Annotated in this window: 18 protein-coding genes; 4 read left to right on the forward strand and 14 right to left on the reverse strand. The window is 71.7% G+C overall.

Annotation, left to right across the window (positions count from 1 at the left end; all coding sequences use genetic code 11):
• Nucleotides 1-182 precede the first annotated feature (182 nt).
• A complete protein-coding gene (locus AB0I10_RS13315) occupies nucleotides 183-1,115 on the forward strand; it encodes a hypothetical protein (protein ID WP_363152542.1) in 933 nt (310 codons plus the stop codon).
• A 21-nt stretch (nucleotides 1,116-1,136) separates the two neighbouring features.
• On the opposite strand, the gene AB0I10_RS13320 is transcribed toward AB0I10_RS13315, so the two are convergent.
• The 5 genes from AB0I10_RS13320 to AB0I10_RS13340 all read right to left on the reverse strand — a co-directional run bounded on the left by AB0I10_RS13320 (nucleotide 1,137) and on the right by AB0I10_RS13340 (nucleotide 7,647).
• Complete coding sequence (locus tag AB0I10_RS13320; RefSeq protein WP_363152543.1) at nucleotides 1,137-2,180, reverse strand: 2-hydroxyacid dehydrogenase; 1,044 nt, start codon at nucleotides 2,178-2,180, stop codon at nucleotides 1,137-1,139.
• A 126-nt stretch (nucleotides 2,181-2,306) separates the two neighbouring features.
• Nucleotides 2,307-2,933 carry a histidine phosphatase family protein gene (locus tag AB0I10_RS13325; RefSeq protein WP_363152544.1) on the reverse strand — a complete coding sequence of 209 codons (627 nt, stop codon included), beginning with the start codon at nucleotides 2,931-2,933 and terminating at the stop codon, nucleotides 2,307-2,309.
• Entirely contained in the window at nucleotides 2,930-4,441 is a 1,512-nt protein-coding gene (locus AB0I10_RS13330) for an FGGY family carbohydrate kinase (RefSeq protein ID WP_363152545.1), read from the reverse strand. The genes AB0I10_RS13325 and AB0I10_RS13330 overlap by 4 nt, the downstream gene beginning before the upstream one ends.
• Nucleotides 4,434-6,278, reverse strand: a complete 1,845-nt coding sequence (locus tag AB0I10_RS13335; RefSeq protein WP_363152546.1) for an FGGY family carbohydrate kinase — start codon at nucleotides 6,276-6,278, stop codon at nucleotides 4,434-4,436. The genes AB0I10_RS13330 and AB0I10_RS13335 overlap by 8 nt, the downstream gene beginning before the upstream one ends.
• 13 nt (nucleotides 6,279-6,291) lie before the next feature.
• The gene (locus AB0I10_RS13340; protein WP_363152547.1) at nucleotides 6,292-7,647 is read right to left on the reverse strand and encodes an MFS transporter; all 1,356 of its coding nucleotides are present in this window, start codon (nucleotides 7,645-7,647) and stop codon (nucleotides 6,292-6,294) included.
• Nucleotides 7,648-7,907: 260 nt separating this feature from the next.
• Between AB0I10_RS13340 and AB0I10_RS13345 the strand changes: the two genes are divergently transcribed.
• Nucleotides 7,908-8,690: a DeoR/GlpR family DNA-binding transcription regulator gene (locus AB0I10_RS13345; RefSeq protein ID WP_363152548.1), complete on the forward strand. Its 783-nt coding sequence runs from the start codon at nucleotides 7,908-7,910 to the stop codon at nucleotides 8,688-8,690.
• Nucleotides 8,691-8,721: 31 nt separating this feature from the next.
• Here AB0I10_RS13345 and AB0I10_RS13350 read toward each other — a convergent pair whose 3' ends face one another.
• Both AB0I10_RS13350 and AB0I10_RS13355 read right to left on the reverse strand, forming a co-directional pair.
• Nucleotides 8,722-9,189 carry an acyl-CoA thioesterase gene (locus tag AB0I10_RS13350; RefSeq protein ID WP_363152549.1) on the reverse strand — a complete coding sequence of 156 codons (468 nt, stop codon included), beginning with the start codon at nucleotides 9,187-9,189 and terminating at the stop codon, nucleotides 8,722-8,724.
• Nucleotides 9,190-9,407: 218 nt separating this feature from the next.
• Nucleotides 9,408-10,643: a S1 family peptidase gene (locus AB0I10_RS13355; RefSeq protein ID WP_363152550.1), complete on the reverse strand. Its 1,236-nt coding sequence runs from the start codon at nucleotides 10,641-10,643 to the stop codon at nucleotides 9,408-9,410.
• Between the two features lie 103 nt (nucleotides 10,644-10,746).
• On the opposite strand from AB0I10_RS13355, the gene AB0I10_RS13360 reads away from it, so the two are divergent.
• Nucleotides 10,747-11,253: a cell wall hydrolase gene (locus AB0I10_RS13360; RefSeq protein WP_363152551.1), complete on the forward strand. Its 507-nt coding sequence runs from the start codon at nucleotides 10,747-10,749 to the stop codon at nucleotides 11,251-11,253.
• Nucleotides 11,254-11,325: 72 nt separating this feature from the next.
• On the opposite strand, the gene AB0I10_RS13365 is transcribed toward AB0I10_RS13360, so the two are convergent.
• The 4 genes from AB0I10_RS13365 to AB0I10_RS13380 all read right to left on the reverse strand — a co-directional run bounded on the left by AB0I10_RS13365 (nucleotide 11,326) and on the right by AB0I10_RS13380 (nucleotide 16,274).
• Nucleotides 11,326-12,669, reverse strand: coding sequence for a hypothetical protein (locus AB0I10_RS13365; protein WP_363152552.1), 1,344 nt, complete (start codon nucleotides 12,667-12,669; stop codon nucleotides 11,326-11,328).
• Nucleotides 12,670-12,886: 217 nt separating this feature from the next.
• The gene (locus AB0I10_RS13370) at nucleotides 12,887-14,092 is read right to left on the reverse strand and encodes an acyl-CoA dehydrogenase family protein (RefSeq protein ID WP_363152553.1); all 1,206 of its coding nucleotides are present in this window, start codon (nucleotides 14,090-14,092) and stop codon (nucleotides 12,887-12,889) included.
• Nucleotides 14,089-15,279: an acyl-CoA dehydrogenase family protein gene (locus AB0I10_RS13375; protein ID WP_363152554.1), complete on the reverse strand. Its 1,191-nt coding sequence runs from the start codon at nucleotides 15,277-15,279 to the stop codon at nucleotides 14,089-14,091. The genes AB0I10_RS13370 and AB0I10_RS13375 overlap by 4 nt, the downstream gene beginning before the upstream one ends.
• Nucleotides 15,276-16,274, reverse strand: a complete 999-nt coding sequence (locus AB0I10_RS13380; RefSeq protein ID WP_363152555.1) for an NADPH:quinone oxidoreductase family protein — start codon at nucleotides 16,272-16,274, stop codon at nucleotides 15,276-15,278. The genes AB0I10_RS13375 and AB0I10_RS13380 overlap by 4 nt, the downstream gene beginning before the upstream one ends.
• 219 nt (nucleotides 16,275-16,493) lie before the next feature.
• On the opposite strand from AB0I10_RS13380, the gene AB0I10_RS13385 reads away from it, so the two are divergent.
• Nucleotides 16,494-17,399, forward strand: a complete 906-nt coding sequence (locus AB0I10_RS13385) for a helix-turn-helix transcriptional regulator (protein WP_363152556.1) — start codon at nucleotides 16,494-16,496, stop codon at nucleotides 17,397-17,399.
• Here AB0I10_RS13385 and AB0I10_RS13390 read toward each other — a convergent pair.
• From AB0I10_RS13390 to AB0I10_RS13400, 3 genes are all read right to left on the reverse strand, one after another.
• A complete protein-coding gene (locus AB0I10_RS13390) occupies nucleotides 17,343-18,458 on the reverse strand; it encodes a glycosyl hydrolase family 18 protein (protein ID WP_363152557.1) in 1,116 nt (371 codons plus the stop codon). The genes AB0I10_RS13385 and AB0I10_RS13390 overlap by 57 nt on opposite strands.
• A gap of 259 nt (nucleotides 18,459-18,717) precedes the next feature.
• Nucleotides 18,718-19,200 carry a hypothetical protein gene (locus AB0I10_RS13395; protein ID WP_363152558.1) on the reverse strand — a complete coding sequence of 161 codons (483 nt, stop codon included), beginning with the start codon at nucleotides 19,198-19,200 and terminating at the stop codon, nucleotides 18,718-18,720.
• Nucleotides 19,201-19,315: 115 nt separating this feature from the next.
• Nucleotides 19,316-19,960: a helix-turn-helix domain-containing protein gene (locus AB0I10_RS13400; protein WP_363152559.1), complete on the reverse strand. Its 645-nt coding sequence runs from the start codon at nucleotides 19,958-19,960 to the stop codon at nucleotides 19,316-19,318.
• Between the last annotated feature and the right edge of the window lie 70 nt (nucleotides 19,961-20,030).

Raw genomic sequence — 20,030 nt, forward strand, 5'->3', positions numbered from 1 at the left:
CCCGCCGATGACGGCGGGCGACACGGCAGAGGCCACCTCCTTGCGGGGGTGGCCTTTCCCGTTGGCGGGGACGGTGGTGGGGCGGCCCCGCCGTGCCCCGCGCCGGCCGGTTGTCACTCACATGCCCGATGGGTGCCGGCCGCCTGCTTGGCGCTGTGGCCGGTCGCCGTCACATTGAGCCCATGTCCAGACTCTCCAAGCTCTCCGCCACGCTCGTGGCGACTACCGCGCTCGCCGTCCCACTGACCGTGGGCCCCTTGTCCGCAGCGTCCTCCGCCACGGCGACTCGGCCCGCCGCGCCTGAGCCCCGGTGCACACTCCCCGCGGGGCTCACCGAGCTCAGCGGCATGGCGTCGAGCACCAGGCACCCGGGCGTCTTCTACGCCCATAACGACAGCGGCAACGCCAACCAGGTCCTGGCCATCGACTGTTCGGGCCCGACCGGCCGGCTCAAGGCCACCTTCACACTGAGCGGTACGACCAACACCGACTGGGAGGGCATCGCCGTCGGCCCCGATCAGAACGGTCTCCCCTCGGTCCATGTGGGCGACATCGGCGACAACCTCTCCAGCCGCACCGAGATCTCCGTCCACCGCTTCGCCGAGCCCGACCAGCTGGCGGACGCGACAGTGTCACCGACCACCTTCCGCTTCACCTATTCCGACGGCAAGCACGACGCCGAGTCGCTCCTCGTCGACCCGACGACCCGTCAGCTACAGGTGGCCAGCAAGACGATCGGCGCCCCCGGCAAGGTCTACAAGGCTCCGCTGCCCCCGCAGCCCGGCCAGGTCAACACGCTCACCCCGGCCGCCGAGGGGCCGGCATGGACCACCGACGGGGCGTACTCCCCCAGCGGCAGGTCCTACGTCCTGCGGAGCGGCGGTCCGCTCGGGCCGAACACCGCCTACGTCTACAACCCGTCCGGCACCAAGCTCGCCGAGGTCGCCCTGCCCAACCAGGCACAGGGCGAGGCAGTCACCTACGCCGACTGCACCGCACTGCTCGTGGGCTCGGAGAACGACAACCAGATCTGGCGCGTCCCCCTGCCGGCCGATGCCACGCCCGGCTGCCAGGGCGTGATCCACCGGTCAGCACACCTACGGCCCGTCCGGTGACCCCACCGCGCCCGCTTGACCTCAACTCCCCTTGACTGCCTCGGGGTTGGCGCAGTTGACCAGTGGCTCGCCACGCAGATAGCGGCCGACCTCCGCGGCCGCGATCTGCGCGGCCTTGTGCGCGACCTGCTGACTGCCGCCTGCGATATGCGGTGTGAGGACGACGCCGGGGGCGGTCAGCAGCCGGGAGCCTGCGGGCAGTGGTTCCTCGGGGAAGACATCGAAGCCCGCGCCGGAGAGCTGCCCGGAGTCCAGTGCGTCACAGACCGCGTCGTAGTCCAGCAGTGCGCCCCGGGCGCAGTTGATGAGGACGGAGCCGCGGGGCATGGCGGCGATCTGGGCACGGCCGATCATGCCCTTGGTCTCGTCGGTCACCCGGGCGTGCAGCGAGACGATGCGGGAACGGCGGAGCAGTTCGTCCAGGGAGACCTGCTCGGCGATGCCGGCCAGCGCTTCGGGGCGTACGTAGGGGTCGTGGACGAGGACATGGGCTCCCATGGCGTGCAGGACCTTGGCCACGCGGCTGCCGATGGCGCCGTAGCCGATCAGTCCGACGGTGGCGCCGTCGATCTCGATGCCGCAGTTGTCGTAGTCGTAGTAGTCGCCGCGCCAGACGCCGCGGCGGAGGTCCGTGTGGGTGTCGCCGACGCCGCGGGCGGCGGCGAGCATCAAGGTGAGGGTGTGTTCCGCGGTGGCGGTGGCATTGCGGCCGGGCGCGTAGCAGACGGCGACGCCGTGCCGGGTGGCGGCTTCGAGGTTGGCGTTGACCGGTCCGCCGCGGCTGGTGCAGAACAGTTTCAGATCGGGGCAGTTGGCGAGGATTCGCTCGGTGAGCGGACCGTGCTCGGTGACACAGATCTCGATGCCCTGGAGGGCTTCGATCATTTCGTCCTCGGTGCCGGACGCTTCGATGACCTCGGCCACCGGGCCGAAGGGCGTGTGCGGCCACGGGAATTGATGCTCGCGCAACTTCAGGGGCAGGTCACCGGCCGCGTTGCGTACGGCCTCGGCGAACAGGTTCGGGTGGATGAAGTGGTTGCCGGCGGCGAGGACGGGGGTGGCCATCGGGGGGTCTCCTGAGGTGGCGGTCTGTGCGGCGTGCGAGTGGCAAGGTGGTCAGGTGGTGACGTGGTCAGTCGGTAACGCGGCCAGGTGGTGAGGTCGCGGTCGAGTGGTCAGGTGGTCACGTGGTCAGTGGAAGACCGGGGCGGGGGCCATTGCGGGCGTGTTCAGGCGCAAGAGCGCGGTCCGGCCGTTCTGGACACGGATCTCGGTGAGGGCACCGTTGTGGAGCTCGGGGAAGACCCTGCGGTAGTCGGCGAGCGGGATGCCCAGCAGATGGCAGAGCAGGACCCGGACAAGGGTGGAGTGGGCGACCAGGAGGACCCGGCCCTGCGGCTGCTCGCGGGCGATATCGGCCAGGCAGGCGGCAGCGCGTCCGGCGGCCCGGCGCGGGTCTTCGCCGCCGGGGAGATGATGCTCGACCGGGTCGGCGAGAAAGTCGTCCAGCTGCTGCGGGAAGCGGTGCCGCATCTCGTCCCTGGTCAGCCCCTCGCCCTGGCCGAAGTCCAGCTCGTAGAGGCGCTCGTCCACGCGTGGGGTGAGGCCGCAGGCGTCGGCGGCGGGGCCGGCGGTGAGCCGGGCGCGGGAGAGCGGCGAGCTCCAGATGGCGGTGATGCCCGCGCTGGTGGCCCAGCCGGCGAGTGTCGCGGCCTGCTCACGGCCGAGGTCGGTGAGGGGCACATCGGTGCGGCCGGCATAGCGGTTCTCCGCATGCCACACGGTCTCGCCGTGGCGTACGAGGATGAAGTCGGTCACTGCGTAGCCCTCCTGCGGGCGTGGTCGGCCACGGTCTGGTCGAGCCAGCCGCGGCGGGTGAGTTCGTCGATGAAGCGGAGGTAGACGGGGAGGTAGCGGGCGGTTCGGTCCGGGGCTGGGTGCAGCTCATCGGCGATCCGGACCATGGCTGCGGCCGCTTCCTGGAGCCCCGTTCCGGAGGACGTGGCGGCGAGTACGGCCATGCCGATGGCGCCCTCGGCCTGTTCCGGGAGGCGTACGGTGCGTCCGAGTACATCGGCGCGCAGCTGGCTCCAGTAGGCGTTGCGGGTGCCGCCGCCGGTGAGGGTGAGCGGTCCGTCGACGGGGGCGCCTATGTGGTCGAGGTAGTCGAAGCAGAGCCGTTCAAGGCAAGCGACGCCGAGCAGATAGGCATGGAACTCGGCGGCGCGGGTGGGGAGTTGTCCCAGGATGAAGGGTTCGGCTTCGGGTGCGCGGAAGGGGAAGCGTTCGCCGCCGGTGGAGACCAGGGGGTAGGCGACCGCGTCCGGGTCCAGGGTCTCGGCCTGCTCGGTGAGCACATCCAGGTTCTCGCTGTGGAAGTACTGGGAGATCACCCCCGCGCCGCTGCTGGAGGCGCCGCCCGGCAGCCAGTTGCCGTCCGGCCCGCGGTGGCAGTACACGACGCCCGCCGGGTCGCGGACGAGGTGGGGGCTGCTGCCCTTGAAGACGAGGGTGGTGCCGAGTACGGAGTTCCAGGCGCCCGGGGCGAGGGCTCCGGCGCCGATCTGGGCGGCGCAGCCGTCGGTCATCCCGGCGACGATGGTGGTGCCCTCCGGGATGCCGGTGGCCTCGGCGGCGTCGGCGCATACGGTGCCCAGCACGCTGCCCGGTCGCACGACATCGGGCAACAGGCTTTCGGATACGCCGAGTTCGGCCATCACCTTGTGCGGCCAGCCCTCCTCGACCAGGTGGTAGCCGGTCTTGAGGGCGTGGCTGGCGTCGCTCGGGACCTGGTGTCCGGCCAGCCGCCAGGTGATCAGGTCGACTTGGTGCAGCAGCCGGTCTCCGCGGTGGGTTGCGGCGGGTTCGTGGTCGAGGAGCCAGCGGAGTTTGGGCAGCGCCCAGGACGGCTGCATGGTGCGGTAACCCAGCTCCTGCCAGACCGCCGCCCCGGCTTCGTTGACGGCCGCGGCCTGGTCGGCGGCGCGCCCGTCGTCGTACATCAGGCCCGGGGTGAGCGGGGTGCCGGCGGCGTCGGCGAGGAGGATCGTCCCGGAGGTGCCGTCGACGGCCAGTCCGCGGATCCGCCGGGTGTCGATGCCGTGCAGGGCTTCCTGGCAGGCACCGGCCAGCGCGGTCCACCACTCCTCCGGGTCCTGCTCGTGGCACTTGCCCTGGCGGCGGCTGGTCAGCGGGCGGGAGGCGGAGGCGAGGACCTGGCCGGTGCCGTCGACGGCGACGCAACGGGCGCTCTGGGTACCGAGGTCGAGACCGAGCCAGGTGCCGTCGAGGGTGGGGGTGCGGCTGGGGGTGTGCGGGTCAGACACGGGTGCCTCCAGGGGCGGTGGGGGCGCGGGGGCCGGTGGTGACGGTGGTGTCGCTGGTCGGGCGGACGCCGACGGCCGGACGAGTGGTGCCGGCGGCCGGGAGCACCGCGTCCGCGCCCTGCCGGGGTATGCCGTCGTCCGCGGGCGGCGGCCCGGAGGCCGCGCCGGGTCTAGGGGGTGTCGTCAAACTCCCGTCGTCCGCCCGTAGGGCGGGGCCCGCGGCGTCTGGTGCGTCCGATCGCAAGGCGGAGGGTCGTACCGGTACTGGGTGTACCGGGACGATCCCGACAACGCCGCGAGCGGGCGTGCCAGGCGTCGCGGGCCGGGCGGGAGTTTGACGACACCCCCTACTCCCCCGCCAGACCGCGCCGCCCCGCCAGCCGGCCTCGCGGGCGATCGTCCGCCAGCCGAGGAAGTCCTCGTAGAGCGCCGAGTAGAACTCCGCGCGCTCCGCATCCGGTTCCCAACTGCTCCGCATCCGGACGTACTTGGTGGCGGCGCTGTGCATGCTGCTCTCCGCGCCGGAGCGGACCAGGCCGGTGAGGAACGCCCCCTTGGCGCCGAGTTCGGTGTCTCCGGCGCGGGCGGTCGGCACCCCGGTCGCATCGGCGATCAGCGCGCACCACGCGTCGCTGTTGGCGCCGCCACCGCACAGCCGGAGCTCGGTGATGTCCGTACGGGCGGCGGCCAGCGAGTCGCGCAGGACCAGCGAGAGCCCGTCGAAGACGGCACGGGCCATGTCGGCGCGCGTGTGCTCCAGGGACAGGCCCCAGAAGGAGCCACGGGCGCGCGGGTCGAGGAACGGCGCGCGTTCGCCCGCCGGGGAGAGATACGGCAGGAACATCAGCCCGTGGGCGCCCGGCTCCGACCGGAACGCCAGCTGGGCCAGCTCCGGCGGCCCGGCCAACCCCAGCGTGTGCGCGGCCCAGCCGAGCACCTCGGCGCCGTTGAGGGTCGGGAAGGCGCGCAGCACCCGCTCGCGGCCGCGGTAGGCGATATTGATGCCGGACGGTTCGCCGCTGGTGTCGACGTCGGTGCGGACGATCTCGGTGCACAGGGTGGTGCCGAGGATGCTGCAGGCCTGGCCGGGGTTGACCACGCCGACACCGCGGGCCGTGGAGGCGATGTCGTACGGGGCCATCACGACGGGCAGCCCGGCCGGCAGCCCGAGCTGCCCCGAGGCCTCGGGAGTGATCTCGGCGATCCGCTCCTCCTCCCCCAGGACGGTCGGCAGCAGCCGTCGGTACGCGCTCAGGCCGAAGAGGTCGAGGATCTGCGGGTCGTAGTCGCCGGTGCGGTGGTCGAGGAACGGGGCGGAGGCATCGGATTCATCGGTCGCACGGACGCCGGTGAGGCGGAGGAAGAGCCAGCCGGCGGCGGTGAGCGAGGTGGTGGAGCGCGCCAGCCGGTCCGGGTCGTGGGCGGCGAGCCAGCTGAACAGGGCGTTGGGCATACCGGTGCAGGTCAGCGAGCCGTTGCGGCGGAAGGCCGCGTCAAGGACGCCCTCGCGCTGCCAGGCCGTGAGCTGGTCACCGGCCCGGCCGTCGGACCACAGGATCGCCGGCCCGGTGGGACGGCCGCGGTCGTCGACGAGCCAGGCGCCGTCCCCCTGGGCGGTGAAGGAGACCAGCCATACCGGGTCGGTCAGCTCCGACAGGACGTTACGGACGGTGAAGACGACGGCGTTCCACACGGCGTCCATGTCCTGTTCCGCCCAGCCGGGGTGCGGCCGGAGGACATCGGTGGCCTGGCGGGACACCGCGATCTCGGTGCCCTGGTCGTCGAAGACCACCGACTTGATCATCGTGGTGCCGACATCAATGGTCAGTACGGACATCAGTGGGGTCCTTTCACGCCGGGGCCGAGGCGGTGGACGTGGTGCCCGGCCGGCCATCGGCACCGGCTGCGTCCGCGTCCGCCGGCGCTGCAGCATCTGCCGCCCTACCTGCATCGTCCGGCAGCTTCAGGAAGAGGGCCAGCACGGTGCTCACCGCGTACATCCCCGCGAAGATCCACACGACGCCTTCGACGCCGAGCGGCCCGACGAAGGCCGCGACGACGGCGGGGCCGACGAAGGTGCTGGCGCCCGCGCCCAGGTTGAGCGCGGCGAGCGCCTGTCCCTTGTGCTTCGGCTCCAGTGAGGGCATCAGCGCTGATACCGGGACGTATCCCGCCAGCGTAGCGCCGTAGAAGGCGGCTACCGCAAGGGCCAGCGGGAAGTTGGCGCCCGCCGCCTCCGGGACGTAGAAGAGCAGCAGGGTGCTGAGGGTGCAGCCGGCGCCGCCGACCCAGGCGATGGTGTGGCGCCAGCCGAGCCGGTCGCCGATCACTCCGCACAGCAGGTTGGCGAAGATGTTCGTCGCGAACATCGCGCTGAGCAGGTGCAGCCACTGGGTGAGGCTGAAGCCGACGGTCTTGGTGAAGTGGATCGGCATGATCACGAAGAAGCCGAACTGCGAGGCCGTGTTGATGACGCGTACGAGCGACCCGATGCCGACCCGGGGGTTGCGCCACAGGATCGTGACGCTGCCGAGGAGCGTGGCGAGCGGTCCCTCGCCGTCGGACTGCTGCCCCTCACCGCCGGCCCGCGGCCACTTGTCACCCCGCCCGTCACGGACGAGCAGCAGGGCGATCAGGCCGCCCGCGGCCACCAGCACCAGCGCGGCCCACAGCGTGGCGTAGGCGCCGATGTGCGGGATGAGCCCGCTGGCGACCAGCGAGCCGAGCGTGGGCAGCCCGCCGGTGAAGGCGAACCAGAACCAGCCCATGGCCGTGCTGAGCCGTGCGCGTGGCGCCACTCCGGCGATCCAGACCAGGAACCCGTAGGCGAACAGCGGATACCCGAGGCCTCGCAGGCCGTAGCCGAGCATCATCAGTGGATAGCTGGTCGCGGGGAGGGCCGCGACGAGGAAGAGCAACTGGAAGACGCCCCAGATGCCCAGCCCGGCCCACATGACGCGGCGCGGGCCCCAGAGGTCGGACAGCACTCCGGAGAGCCAGGCGGCGATGGCGGCCGCGACCCCGTAGACGGTGAACAGCAGCGCGACCCGGGACTCCGAGATGCCCTGGTCGATGAGATACGGGGAGAGATAACCGGACTCGACCCCGTCTCCGATCATGAAGAGGAGGAGCCCGAGGTAGCCCCAGGCAAGGGTCGGTGGAATGCCCAGGCGTGTGATCAGCGAACGCGGAGGAAGGTTCGTCATCGAAACTCCCCTTTCGGCGGCGGCAGGCGGGATGGATGGAGTGAGCGAACCGCCTGGCCAAAAGGGGAGTCAATGGTGGCCGGAAATCTTCGCATGGGGGCGGCGACCTGCCATGTTGCATCGCGCCGCTGCCGCTCGTGGACGCCGTACCCGCTGCGCGCGCTACGTTAAATCCATGCGAACATAACGCGGCGAATTCACACGCCGTGCCGCGCGACACACGGGGCACGGACACCGACGGACACCGGAGGAGCGGCGCGATGGACCGGGTCGAGGCTCAGGAGGAACGGCGGCGCCGTATACGCGACACCGTCATCGCCCGCGGTTTCGTCCGCACCGCGGACCTCGCCGAGGAATTCGGCATCAGCCTGATGACCGCGCACCGCGACCTGGACGCCCTTCAGGCGCAGGGCTGGCTGCGCAAGGTGCGCGGCGGGGCGACGGGGCTGCCGTCGGCGCAGTTCCACGGCAGCGTCGCGGAACGCATGGCCACCATGGCGCAGACCAAGCAGCTGCTGGCGCGGGCCGCCGCGACGCTGCTGGTCCCCGGGCAGACGGTGCTGCTCGACGACAGCACGACCTGTCTGCTGCTGGCGCACGAGGCCACCGAGCACACCCCCCTGACCGTGATCACCAACTCCCTTCCGGCGATCACGACACTGGCGAAGGAGCCGGGCATCTCCCTCATCACGCTGGGCGGCGCGTACTTCCCCGCATACGACGCGTTCATGGGACTGCACACCGCGGACGCGGTACGGGCCTTTCGCGCCGATGTCCTGTTCATGTCCACCACGGCCGTCACCAACGGCCGCTGCTATCACACATCGCCGGAAACAGTGCAGGTCAAGCGGGCAATGATGGAGAGCGCGGCGCGCAGCGTACTGGTCGCGGACCACACCAAGTTCACCAAGGACGGGCTGTACGCGCTCGCGCCGCTGACCGACTTCGATCTGCTGATCGTCGACGACGGGCTGCCGGCTGAGCAGGTACGAGCGATGCGGGCGGGCGGCACGGAGGTGATGGTGGTGCCGGGGCGGGGGTAGGGGCTGGCGTTCGCCGGGTCCGGCCGCGGGTTCAGTCGGCGTCGAGGCCGAGCAGCGAGGGGTCGTCGGCCAGATCCCGGAAGACCTCACGCGGGTCCTTGAGCAGCTTGCGCTCGGTGAGGTCCAGCATCCCGCCGACGGCGGACACCTCGGCGGCCACCGTCCCGTCCAGCTTGCGGACGGTCTGCTCGATCCGGAACGTCTTCCCCGCGCCCCAGACGAACCCGCAGGTCACCTCGACCTCGTCACCGGCCCGCAGCTCCCGTAGGTAGCGGATGGTCGTCTCGATCGTCACCGGGCCGACGCGCTTGTCCACCATGGCGCTCTGCCGTATGCCGCACGCCTGCAGCAGCGACCAGCGGGCGTGCTCGGCGTACTGCAGATAGACGCTCTGGTTGAGATGCCCCTGCGTGTCCGTCTCATAGCCGCGCACGGTGATTCCGACGGCGAACGACTCCGCCGTGTCCACCCCGGCTGCCGTACCCACTGCCTCTGCCACGATCTCTCCCGCTCCCCGTATGCACCGGCCCCCGGGCGGACGCGCCGGACCTCACCGGCCGCTGGCTTCACACATCGTAGGCACCAACGATCAACGGCCGGGGGTTATTTCCTGGCGACCGACGGCGGGCGCCCGTGGACCGGGGGTGGAGCACGGCAACAAGCCTGGCATTCCCGTTACGGCACACCTGTCACGGCGTACCTCTCAGGGCCTGCCCGTCACGACGAGCCCGCCGTCATCAGCGTCAGATCCCACTTCTGCAAGGCCTCGCCGATCGGCTGGAAGATGGTGATGGTGTCGCCGGAGCCACTGCCGCAGGTGTGGGTGCCGCCGCCCGAATGCGTCCCGACGGCCTTCGGCCGGCTGAGCTGGGTCACGTACGAACCGCCCGAATCCCCGGGCGCCGAGCAGGCATCGGTGTACGACAGGCCCTCGATGACGGCAACGCCGTAGTCCACGGTCTGGTCGGTCCGGGTGATCTCGCCGCAGTGCCAGCCGGTGGCCTCCCCGGAGTGGCAGACGGACATCCCCTCCATGCCTTCCTGCGAGCCGGTGACGGTGACCGGGGCGCCGCCCTCAGCCATCACTTGCGGGGTCAGGGCCCAGTCCGCCCCGTCCACTGCGACCAGCCCGAAGTCGCCCTCTCGTCCGTTCACACTGCCGTCCCCGCCATGGTTGGAGATGCCCATGCGGCTGCCGTCCTTGCCGTACGCGGGCTGATCCGCGTGTTTGGTGCAGTGGCCCGCCGTCAGAAACCCCCTGTACCGGTCCGGTCCGGTCACCGAGAAACCGATGGAGCAGATGCCTTCGGTCCCGAACGCCCACTTCTCGCCGCCGACGACCCTCCCGCCCTGCTGGCGCGGCGTCTGGTCGCTCTCCTCGATGCGCACGGGGATGCGCGAGCGCGCGCCGAGTTCGCGTACGGCGCGCTCGAAGGCATCGGTCTCACCGGTGCGGGCCTTACGGTTGACTCGGACGACGACCCCGTTGGTGCGGTCGTCCACGCCCCAGCCGGTGATGCCCGGCACGCCTTCGCCGGCCCGGTTCGCGATCCGCCGCACCAGCATGGCGAGCTGGGCCCGGCTGTGCGCGACGGTCTTGGGCGTCGCCCCGGCGGCCCGTACCCGCTGTGCGTCATCGGCGCGGGTGACCGCGACGACGAGCTTTCCGGTCGCCTTGTCGAACCACATTCCTGCGGGTGGTCTGCTGAGCACCCGGCGTACGGCTAGGGCCGTACGCTGCGCCTCGGCCTCCTGCGCCAGCCGGGTACGCGCCTGGTCCGGGGTCAGTCCGAGGTCGCGGCGCATCGCGTCGAGCATGCCGCGCGGTGAGGGCTGGGGCGTCGGGTCATCAGGCTGCGGCACGGCGCGCGCCGGGCTGAGCGGGCTGGTCGTCGCCAGGACGGCGACCACGGTCGCGCTCCAGAGAGCTGCCTTGCGAAAGCGGCGTTCCATCGGGGATCTCCTCGCGGTGTCGAGAACACGTCGGATCCGGCCTGTCGAGCCTCCTCGACGTCGATCCGTGCGGCATGATGAGATCCCCGTGCATCATGGCCCGGTGACGTCCGACACCAACCGCCAAGTCCCGCGCCGGGACGGGCCGTACGCCCTCCGCGACCTCCCGGAGACGCTCCGCAACGTCCCCTACTCGGGCGCCCGCCATCCGGGAGCGGGGGCACCTGAATGCCCGGACAGCAGCCTGGCCGAGGGCGCGAACTGCCAGCGCTACGCCTACGCCGTGCTCCGTCACTTCGGCCTGCTGATCCCGCCGTTGCGCTCGGCGGAACTATGGGCGGACGCAGAGGCGACCCGGCACACCGACCGGCCGCAGCCGCTGGACCTGGTGCTTTTCGACGGCGGCCCGGCCGAAGGCCGCCCTCCGGGGTACGGCGCGCATGTGGGCGTCCACCTGGGCCCGGACCAGATCCTGCACCTGTGCCGGGAGGCCGGCCGCCCGGTCGTATGGACCTATGCCGACTTCGCGGCGCGTCCGCGCTACGCGCGCTTCCTGGGCGCCAAGCGGGCGGTCGGTGCCCGTGAGCGCAGTGCGCAGTGCGCACTGTGACGGCATGACCATCACCATGACCAGGGCACTACGGAACGCGAGAATCCGGACCCGGGCGACAGCCCCAGCGGCTCAGAAGCCCCCGCCGAAGTCCCCGCCGCCGAAGCCGCCGCCGTCCCCGAAGCCGCCGCCGTCTCCGAAGCCGCCGCCGAAGTCGTCAGAGTTGAAGTCGGAGCCGGAGGCGTCACCACCGGCGCCGCCGTAGTCGGCGCCGTACGCGTGGGAGGACATCATCATGTTGCCGAGCATGGTGCCGATGAGGAGGCCGGGGAGCAGGCCGCCGCCGAAGTAGCCGCCGGCCCAGGGGCCGTACGCCGGGCCCGCTTCCCAGTACGGGCGGTCGCCGGTCGCGGTTCTGACCGTACGGGCCATCGGCTCCAGGCCCTCGTCGAGGCGGCTCTTGTCCGCGGCGCAGACCGGTACGGTGCGCTCGGCGCCGCCGGCCGGCGCCCACCGGACGTCGACGACGGACGGGCCGTGCCGCGGGTCGAAGAAGCAGGGCAGCCGGCGTTCGGGCAGCGGCTCGCCGGTGCGCCGGGCGGCGAGCGTGGCGAGCGAGAACCGGCCGTCCTCCAGGGCCTCGGTCACGGCCTGGACGTCGCCGGGGTGCTCCGCCGCCGCCATCGCCGACTTGGCCTTCTCGTACGAGTCCAGCGCACGGCTGTAGTCCGCGCGCATCGCGTCGTCGGCGCCGGGTTCGCCGGGGCTGAAGTCGAGCCGGTCCAGCTCCTCACCGAAGGCGGTGATGTCCTCGTCGACGACGACCCGCAGGTCCTCCAGCGCGGCGCGCTCCTCCGCTTCCTTCCGCTTGCGGTTGCGGCGGGCGATGGCGTACGCGCCGCCGCCACCGATGACGACCAGCGCGCCGACGCCGATCGCCGTGCCGGCGTCGAACCCGCTGTCGCCCGCGTCCCAGGCGGCGGGAGCGTGGCCCCTGGCCTGTCCGTCGGCCGAGTCGACGAAGCTGTTCAGACGTTCACTGACCGTCGGGTACTGGGAGCGCTTCACCGCTCCGACGAGGTTCTGGACGGAGTTGTTCGACATCACCCTGGGGTCGGCGCCGGCGTTGAAGCCCTTGCCGAGCTCCACGGCGTAGACACCGCTGATGCCGACCTTGGTGCGCAGGTCGCGGAGCAGCGTCTGGGGCTGGTACTCGGGTGCCTGCGGCAGTACCGCGACGAAGACCGGCTTGTCGGCGTCCTTGATCTTCTTGGCCAGCGCCTCCGCCTCGGCCGAGGAGAACTGGTCCGCAGCCCGGGGATCGACGTAGACCGGGCCCTGCTTCAGGGCTGCCGCGGCCTCGTCGAGACCGCCGGCGGCACGGGCACCGGGTGCCAACGCGGTGACCAGCGCCAGCATGGCGGCCACCAGGAGCAGTACTGGTCCGATCAGCGCACGACGGGTTGCGGTGTTCATGCATACGACGCTACCCGAACGGACGCATTTCCGGACATCCACCGCTATCCCGTACAGGCGACGGGCTCCGGCGGGCGGCGAGGGTGACCACCGGTGACGGCGAGGCCCACTGCTTCGGCAAGACCTTCGCCGTCACCGGTTGACCGGATGACCGGCTGACGGGTTGAGCCGTCGCCGGCTGGTGGGAGAGGACTCCGGCCGGTCCGGGCGGTCCGCCCTACGGCGCGCTCAGCCCCACAAGACCCGCCAGCGCGTCCCGGTGCCGCCCCGGCGTGCCGAGGGCGATCTCGTCGCTCTTCGCCCGCTTGAGGAACAGATGGGCCGGGTGTTCCCACGTCATGCCGATGCCGCCGTGCAGTTGGACGCATTCCTCAGCGGCACGTACCGCGACCGGGGCGCAGTACGCCTGGGCGACGGCCACCGCCACCGCGGCGTCGGGACTGTCCGTGGCCAGCGCGTCCGCGGCATTGCGGGCGGCCGCGCGGGCCGAGGCGATATCCAGCCAGAGGGCGGCCATACGGTGTTTGAGCGCCTGGAACGATCCGACGGGGCGGCCGAACTGGGTGCGTTCCGCCGTGTAGCGAACGGTTTCGGCCAGGCACCATTCAGCCACCCCGAGCTGTTCCGAAGCAAGCAGCCCGGCACCGGTCAGGAGGGCGCGTTCGATGGCGGCACGGGCGCGGTCCCCGGTGGCCAGGAGGCGGCCGTGGGCGCCGTCGAAGGTGAGGTGGCCGAGGGGGCGGGTGAGGTCCAGGGGGATGACGGTGTCCGTGCGTACGCCGTCCGCTGCCGCCTCGACCGCGTAGAGGGCCGGGCCGTCCGGCCCCTGCGCCGGCACGAGCAGGATCTCGGCGGCGGCCGCGTCCGCTACCGAGGTCACCCGGCCGGTCAGCGCGCCGTCAGCGTCGGCCCGTACGGACCGGTCTGCGCGTACGGACCCGGGCGCCTGCCCGTCGGGCGCCCCGCCCGGTGCGGTGGCCAGCGGGAGCGCGAGCGCGCCGACCGCCCGGCCCCCGGCGAGCGCACCGAGCAGCGCCGCGACCTCCGCGTCTGCCGGGTCGCAGCCGAGCAGCGCGGTCACCGCGACGACGGCGCTGGTCAGATAGGGGACGGGGGCGACACAGCGGCCCAGTTCCTCCAGGACGACGGCGGCTTCGCGGGCGCTCGCGCCCTGCCCGCCGAGCTTCTCCGGGACCAGCAGCCCGGCGCCGCCGATGTCCGTGGCGAGCGCGCGCCACAGGCCGGCGTCATAGGGGACGTCCGACTCCAGGCCGGCGACCACAGTGGCCGGATCGCTGCGGTCGGCGAGCAGCGACCGTACGGCGTCGCGCAGCGCCTCCTCGTCCTCGGAGTACAAGAGATCGGGCTCGGGATCGCGGTCGGGCGCCGGGGCGGCGCTCTGCAGGGGTGTCCCGTCGGTCATCGGGGGAGGTCCTTCCACGCGACGTCCTTGTCGGTGCGCGGCTCGGGCGGCAGCCCCAGCACACGTTCGGCGACGATGTTGAGCAGCACTTCCGAGGTGCCTCCCTCGATGGAGTTCCCCTTGGCGCGCAGATAGCGGTAGCCGGCCTCGCGGCCGGTGAAGTCGACGCCTTCGGGACGGCGCAGCGTCCAGTCGTCGTACGTCAGGCCGTCCTCGGCGAGGAACTCCACCTCCCAGCCGCTGATCTCCTGGGCGAGCCGGGCGAAGGCCAGCTTCATGCCCGAACCCTCCGGTCCTGGCTGGCCCTTGGTGAGCTGCTGGCGCAGCCGCTCACCGGTGAGCCGGGCGACCTCGGCGTCCACCCACAGCTTCAGCAGCCGCTGGTGCAGATCGTGGGTGCGCAGTTCGGGGCGCGCGCGCCAGTCCTCGGCGGCCACGCCGATCATGCCGCCCTCGCGGGGGATGCGGGCGCCGCCGATGGCGACCCGCTCGTTCATCAGCGTGGTCTGGGCGACCCGCCAGCCCTCGCCGACCTCGCCGAGGCGGTGCGCGTCGGGGATCGCGACGCCGGTCAGGAAGACCTCGTTGAACTCGGCCTCGCCGGTGATCTGGCGCAGCGGCCTGACGTCGACGCCAGGGTCGGTCATATCGCACACGAAGTAGCTGATGCCACGGTGTTTGGGCAGGTCGGGATCGGTGCGGGCGATGAGGATCGCCCAGCGGGCCTGGTGCGCGCTGGACGTCCAGACCTTCTGGCCGTCCACCACCCAGCCCTCGTCTCCCCCATCGTCGCGTACCGCGCGGGTGGACAGCGCCGCGAGGTCGGAGCCGGCGCCGGGCTCGCTGAACAGCTGGCACCACACCTCCTCACCGGTCCACAGGGGGCGGAGAAAGCGCTGCTTCTGCTCGTCGGTGCCGTACCGCAGGATGGTCGGCGCGGCCATGCCGAGGCCGATGCCGATGCGTCCGGGGTTGTTGTCGGGGGCGCCGGCGGCTGCCAGTTCGGCGTCCACGACCGTTTGCAGGGCGCGCGGCGCGTCCAGCCCGCCGAGTCCCTTCGGGAAGTGGATCCAGGCGAGTCCGGCGTCGAAACGGGCGCGCAGGAAGTCCAGCGGCCCGGTGTCGGCGGGCGGATGCGCGGCGAGCAGCTCGGCGGCGCGTCGCCGCAGGTCAGCGGCGTCGGTCATCGCGCCTCCTCCATTCCGGGGACTACGACGAGGCGGCCGACGGACGTACCGTCGGCGACCCGCTGTACGGCGTCGGCGGCCGACTCCAGCGGGACCCGTCCCCCGATGAGCGGCTTGATCTCACCTTGCTCGGCGAGCTTGGTGAGCTCTTCATGGCAGGCGTCGACGGAGGCCGGGTCCTTGGTGTTGTAGAGGCCCCAATGCAGGCCCAGGATCGCGTAGTTCTTCACCAGCGCGTGGTTGAGTGCGGGGGTGGGAATGGCCCCGCCCGCGAAGCCGACAACGACGATCCGGCCCTCGAAAGCGATGCACTTGACGGACTTGGCGTACGCGTCGCCGCCCACCGGGTCGTAGACGACATCCGCGCCGCGGCCGCCGGTGGCCTCCTTCACGCCCGCGATGATGTCGTCGGAGCGCCGGTCGAGGACGACGTCACACCCCAGTCCGCGGGCGATCCGGGCCTTGTCCTCGCCGCCGACGACGCCGATGACGTGCGCGCCGGCCGCCTTGCCGAGCTGGACGGCGGCGCTGCCGACACCCCCGGCCGCGGCGTGCACCAGCAGCGTCTCCCCCGCCTGCAAACAGGCCCGCCGGTGCAGTCCGAACCATCCGGTCTGGTAGCCGATGTGCAGCGCCGCGGCCTCGGCGTCGTCCAGCGCTTCCGGGGCCGGGCGTACGGTCGCCGCGTCGACGACCGCGAGCTCGGCGAAGCCGCCGTCGGGCAGCGGGGGCTGGGCGAGCACTCGCGCGCCGATCTCACCGGCCGCGCCCTCCCCCACGGCCAGGATCTCGCCGCAGATCTCCACGCCCGGGGTGAACGGCAGCGGCGGCCGCACCTGGTACTGGCCGCGGCACAGCAGTGCGTCCGGGAAGTTGATGTTGGCGGCCCGTACGCGCAGCAGCAGCTGCCCGGGTCCCGCCTGCGGATCCGGCACCTCTTCCAGCCGCATCACCGCACGCGGCTCGCCGTTCGCGTGTACGCGCCATGCCTTCACCTGGTGCCTCCACAGACCTTGGAAATGCGGGCGGGGCGGAGGGCGCTCCGGCCCCTCGCCAGCGACATACTAAGCGGTCGGTATCTCTGAGGGAACAGTATCCGGCCACCTCCTCGACCCCTGGCACCGAGCGTCACCGGACCCTGGCACCGACCACCCCTGGACCCTGGTACTGACAGGGACAGGCTCCCGCCCACTCCATGACGGAGACTGACTGCCATGGACACACCCGCCACGGACCCACCCGCCGGCCTGGGCAATCTGGGGAACTTTCTGCGCACCCGCCGCGCCCGGCTGCAGCCGGAGGACGTCGGGCTGGTCTCCTACGGGGCGCGCCGCCGCGTACCGGGGCTGCGCCGCGAGGAACTCGCGCAGCTGGCCGGCGTCAGCGTCGCGTACTACACCCGCCTCGAACAGGGGCAGAGCCACAACGCCTCGGAAGGCGTGCTGGACGCCCTCGCCCGAGCCCTGCGGCTGACCTCCGACGAGCGGGCCCATCTGCGCGAGCTGGCCCGCCCCGCGCAGGCCCGCCGCCGCCCCCCGGTACGCCATGACAAAGTCCGCCCCGGCGTACGGCAGTTGCTCGCCGCGGTGGACGACGTACCGGCCATCGCGCTCGGCCTCCGCTTCGAGATCCTGGCATGGAACCGGCTCGGACACGCCCTGATCGCCGGGCATCTCGACTTCGACAGCCCCGCCCGTCCCCTGGACCGCCCCAACGCCCAGCGGATGCTGTTCCTCGACCCGCACACCCGGGAGCTGTACCCGGACCGCGACGAGGAGACCAGCCGGGCGGTCTCCGCACTCCGGGTGGCCGCGGGACAGCACCCCGACGACCAGCAACTCGCCGAACTCATCGGTGAGTTGTCCATGAAGAGCCCCGAGTTCAGCAGTCTGTGGTCACGGCATGTCGTCAACAACTGCACCTTCGGCACCAAGCAGTTCCACCATCCGCTGGTGGGCGAGCTGGAGCTGGACTACGAGATGATGCAGACCCCGGACGGCTCCGGGCAGGGCGTGATCATGTACACCGCCGTGGAAGGCTCACCGTCCGAGGCGGCGCTGCGGCTACTCGCCACGGAGCGCGGCCCAGAAATCCGGATCCTCGAACCCGAGCGCCCATAGGCCGGTGCCCCGCACCCCGTACTTCTTCAGCAGCGGCAACTGCTCCCGGACGCCGTGCGCGTCCTGGTACCAGACCTCGTGGTCCCGGCCGTCCTGCCGGTAGGTGAAGTGCGGGGTGCCCGACTCGGCATCGAAGAGATAGTCGGCCCCCTGCCGCTTACGCAGCGCCTCGGCCTCCTGCCACGTCAGATGCCCGGCCCGGTCCCGGCTGCCGACGGTCCAGTCCCAGCCGTAACCCGGGAACGCCACCTCGATCTTGTGCGCCGGAATGGTGTCGGTGGCATAGCGCAGAAACTCCTCGTACCAGTCCTTGGAGGACAGCGGGCCCGGTGCGCCGCCCGCCCAGTGCAGGTCGTAGCCCATGATCCGGACCCGGTCGGCGACCTTGCCGAGGTGCTCGTAGTCGTACACCTCGCCGGACCCGCGGACCCGGGCCAGCACGGTGATCACACACTGCTTGTCGCGAGCATGCAGGCGCGCACACAACTCACCGGCCAGTGCGTTGTAACCGGTCCTGACCCGCTCGCGGGCGGCCTTGCCACCCGTCACGGCCATCGTCTCGTAATCCAGGTCGACACCGTCGTACGACCGGCTCTCCGCCATCCGCACCAGCGCATCGACATGCGCGGCCCGACGCTTCGGATCGTGCGTCAGATCCGCCATCGCCTGGGCGTCGAGCGTCTCGGTCACGGTGGGCACGACATCGATACCGGCGTCGTGCAGCCCGTCGATGATGTCACCGCTCCCCGCCCCCGGCTGCCCCTTGACGGTCTCGGCGGACGCCTCGTACCAGAAGGGGCTGACGGTGTGCAGCTGGGAGGCGTGCCGCAGTGCGTCACGGTAGGCGGCGTCCGTGTCGCCCCAATACGGCAGCCAGGCCGATCCCGTGCGCCGCCCGGCCCCCGCCCGCATCTCGCCGGCCGCCTCCGCCCCGGCCGCCTCGCCCAGCGAGACCGGGGCGAGGGCCCCCGCGAGCGCCGCCACACCCAGCAGAAGCGCAAGCCCGGGGCGCGCCCGGGACACCCCGGGACGCACCCGGGACACCGATACTCGTTCCATTCCCCGAGCGTCACCCGGCGCTGCCGCACGCGCTCCGCCGGTTCGGCCGAACGGACCGGCCGGACACTCGGCGCTGTGCGGAGTATGCGCCGTACGGGTGTGGCTTTCTGACGAGGTGTTTGGGCTCGTCGCCGACGGCACGTCAGCTCGGCTCGGCGCTGCTACGGGCCGGACTCGTCCGGACGCGCCGCCCGCTCCCCCCGCTCGCTCGTGCCCCTCGATCACCGTTCCCCCTGCCGCCGGTCGGCCCGCGTCTCCCTTACGTACGCCCCGCCCGCCCCTGAGCAGCCTTCATCGCGTCGGACGAGGCCGCCCATCTCGCCCGTACGACCGGGAAGCCGGCCTGTTCGCATGCGTCGCAGACGAGTTCATCGTCGTCGACGACCTTTTGGACCTCGCGGTCCTTGGCTATTCGGCGCAGAATGTCGAGCTTGGTCTGCCGGGCCGGGCGCCGGTCGTTGTTGGGGCGCATCCACAACCGGCCTTCCGGGAGCCCGTGTTGGGCGAGCCAGGTGAGCGTGTCGCGGCGGCAGCGTTCGGGGCGGCCGGTGAGGTAGACGACCTCGCAGTCCTCCGCGCTGCGCAGCGCGAGGGTCACGCCCTCGGTGAGCGGCGGGTCGTCGGTGGCCGCCGCGAAGAAGGCCTTCCAGTCCCGCGGGGTGCGTTCGAGCAGATATTGCCGGTGACCGGAGTCGGCGAGGGTGCCGTCCAGGTCGAAGACGGCCAGGGGGCGCGTGGTCATGCTGTGCTCATCCCGTTCTGTCCATACCGGACATTTCCTGTCGCCCAGTCACAACCGAGGCGAGAATTGAGCAACCTCCGCCCAGCGCAACCACATCCGCGAGAGCGGCGCCGGTTTAGGCGCAAAAGGGGGCGACCGCGATCCGGCCGGATTCGATGCCCTGTGCGAGGGAGAGGCGATCGTACGCGACGTCGACGCAGGTCGCGGTATCCATGCGGAGGCGGACATCCGGGCGTTCGGCCGCACCGTCCGCGTAGCCCGGCCCGACCGCGCCGTCAGGCCCGTCCGTTCCGTCGGGCCCGCCCGCCCCGAGCATGACATGGAACTCGCCTTCATCCAGGGCGATTTCGACCACCCCGACACCTTCGGTGAAGTGCCGGGCGAGCCGCGCGATGAGAGGTACCGCGAACCAGTGGGCCCGTACGGCATCCGTCGGACGCTTCTCTCCCAGGTCGGCCGCGCCCCAGTCGGCGAGGGCGGTGAGCGCGGGCAGCAGGGCCCGGCCGCGCGGCGTGAGCTCGTAGACGAAGGCGGCGCCGGGCGGGGCGAGGCGGCGGCGGGTGACCAGGCCGTCCCGTTCCATGTCCTTGAGGCGGGAGGCGAGCATGTCGGTGCTGACGCCCGGCAGGTCGGCGTGCAGATCGGTGTAGCGCCGGGACCCACCCAGCAGTTCCCGGACGATCAGGAGCGTCCAACGGTCACCCACGGCGTCCAGGGCCCGTGCGACGGCGCAGTACTGGTCATAGCTTCGGCGCGACATGACGCCAGCATAGACGGGAAGTGGTTGGACTTTCCAAGTGGTCACTTGGTAAAACCAAGTACGGTGTTAC

Source organism: Streptomyces sp. NPDC050636 (assembly GCF_040654775.1).
Taxonomy (GTDB): Bacteria; Actinomycetota; Actinomycetes; order Streptomycetales; family Streptomycetaceae; genus Streptomyces.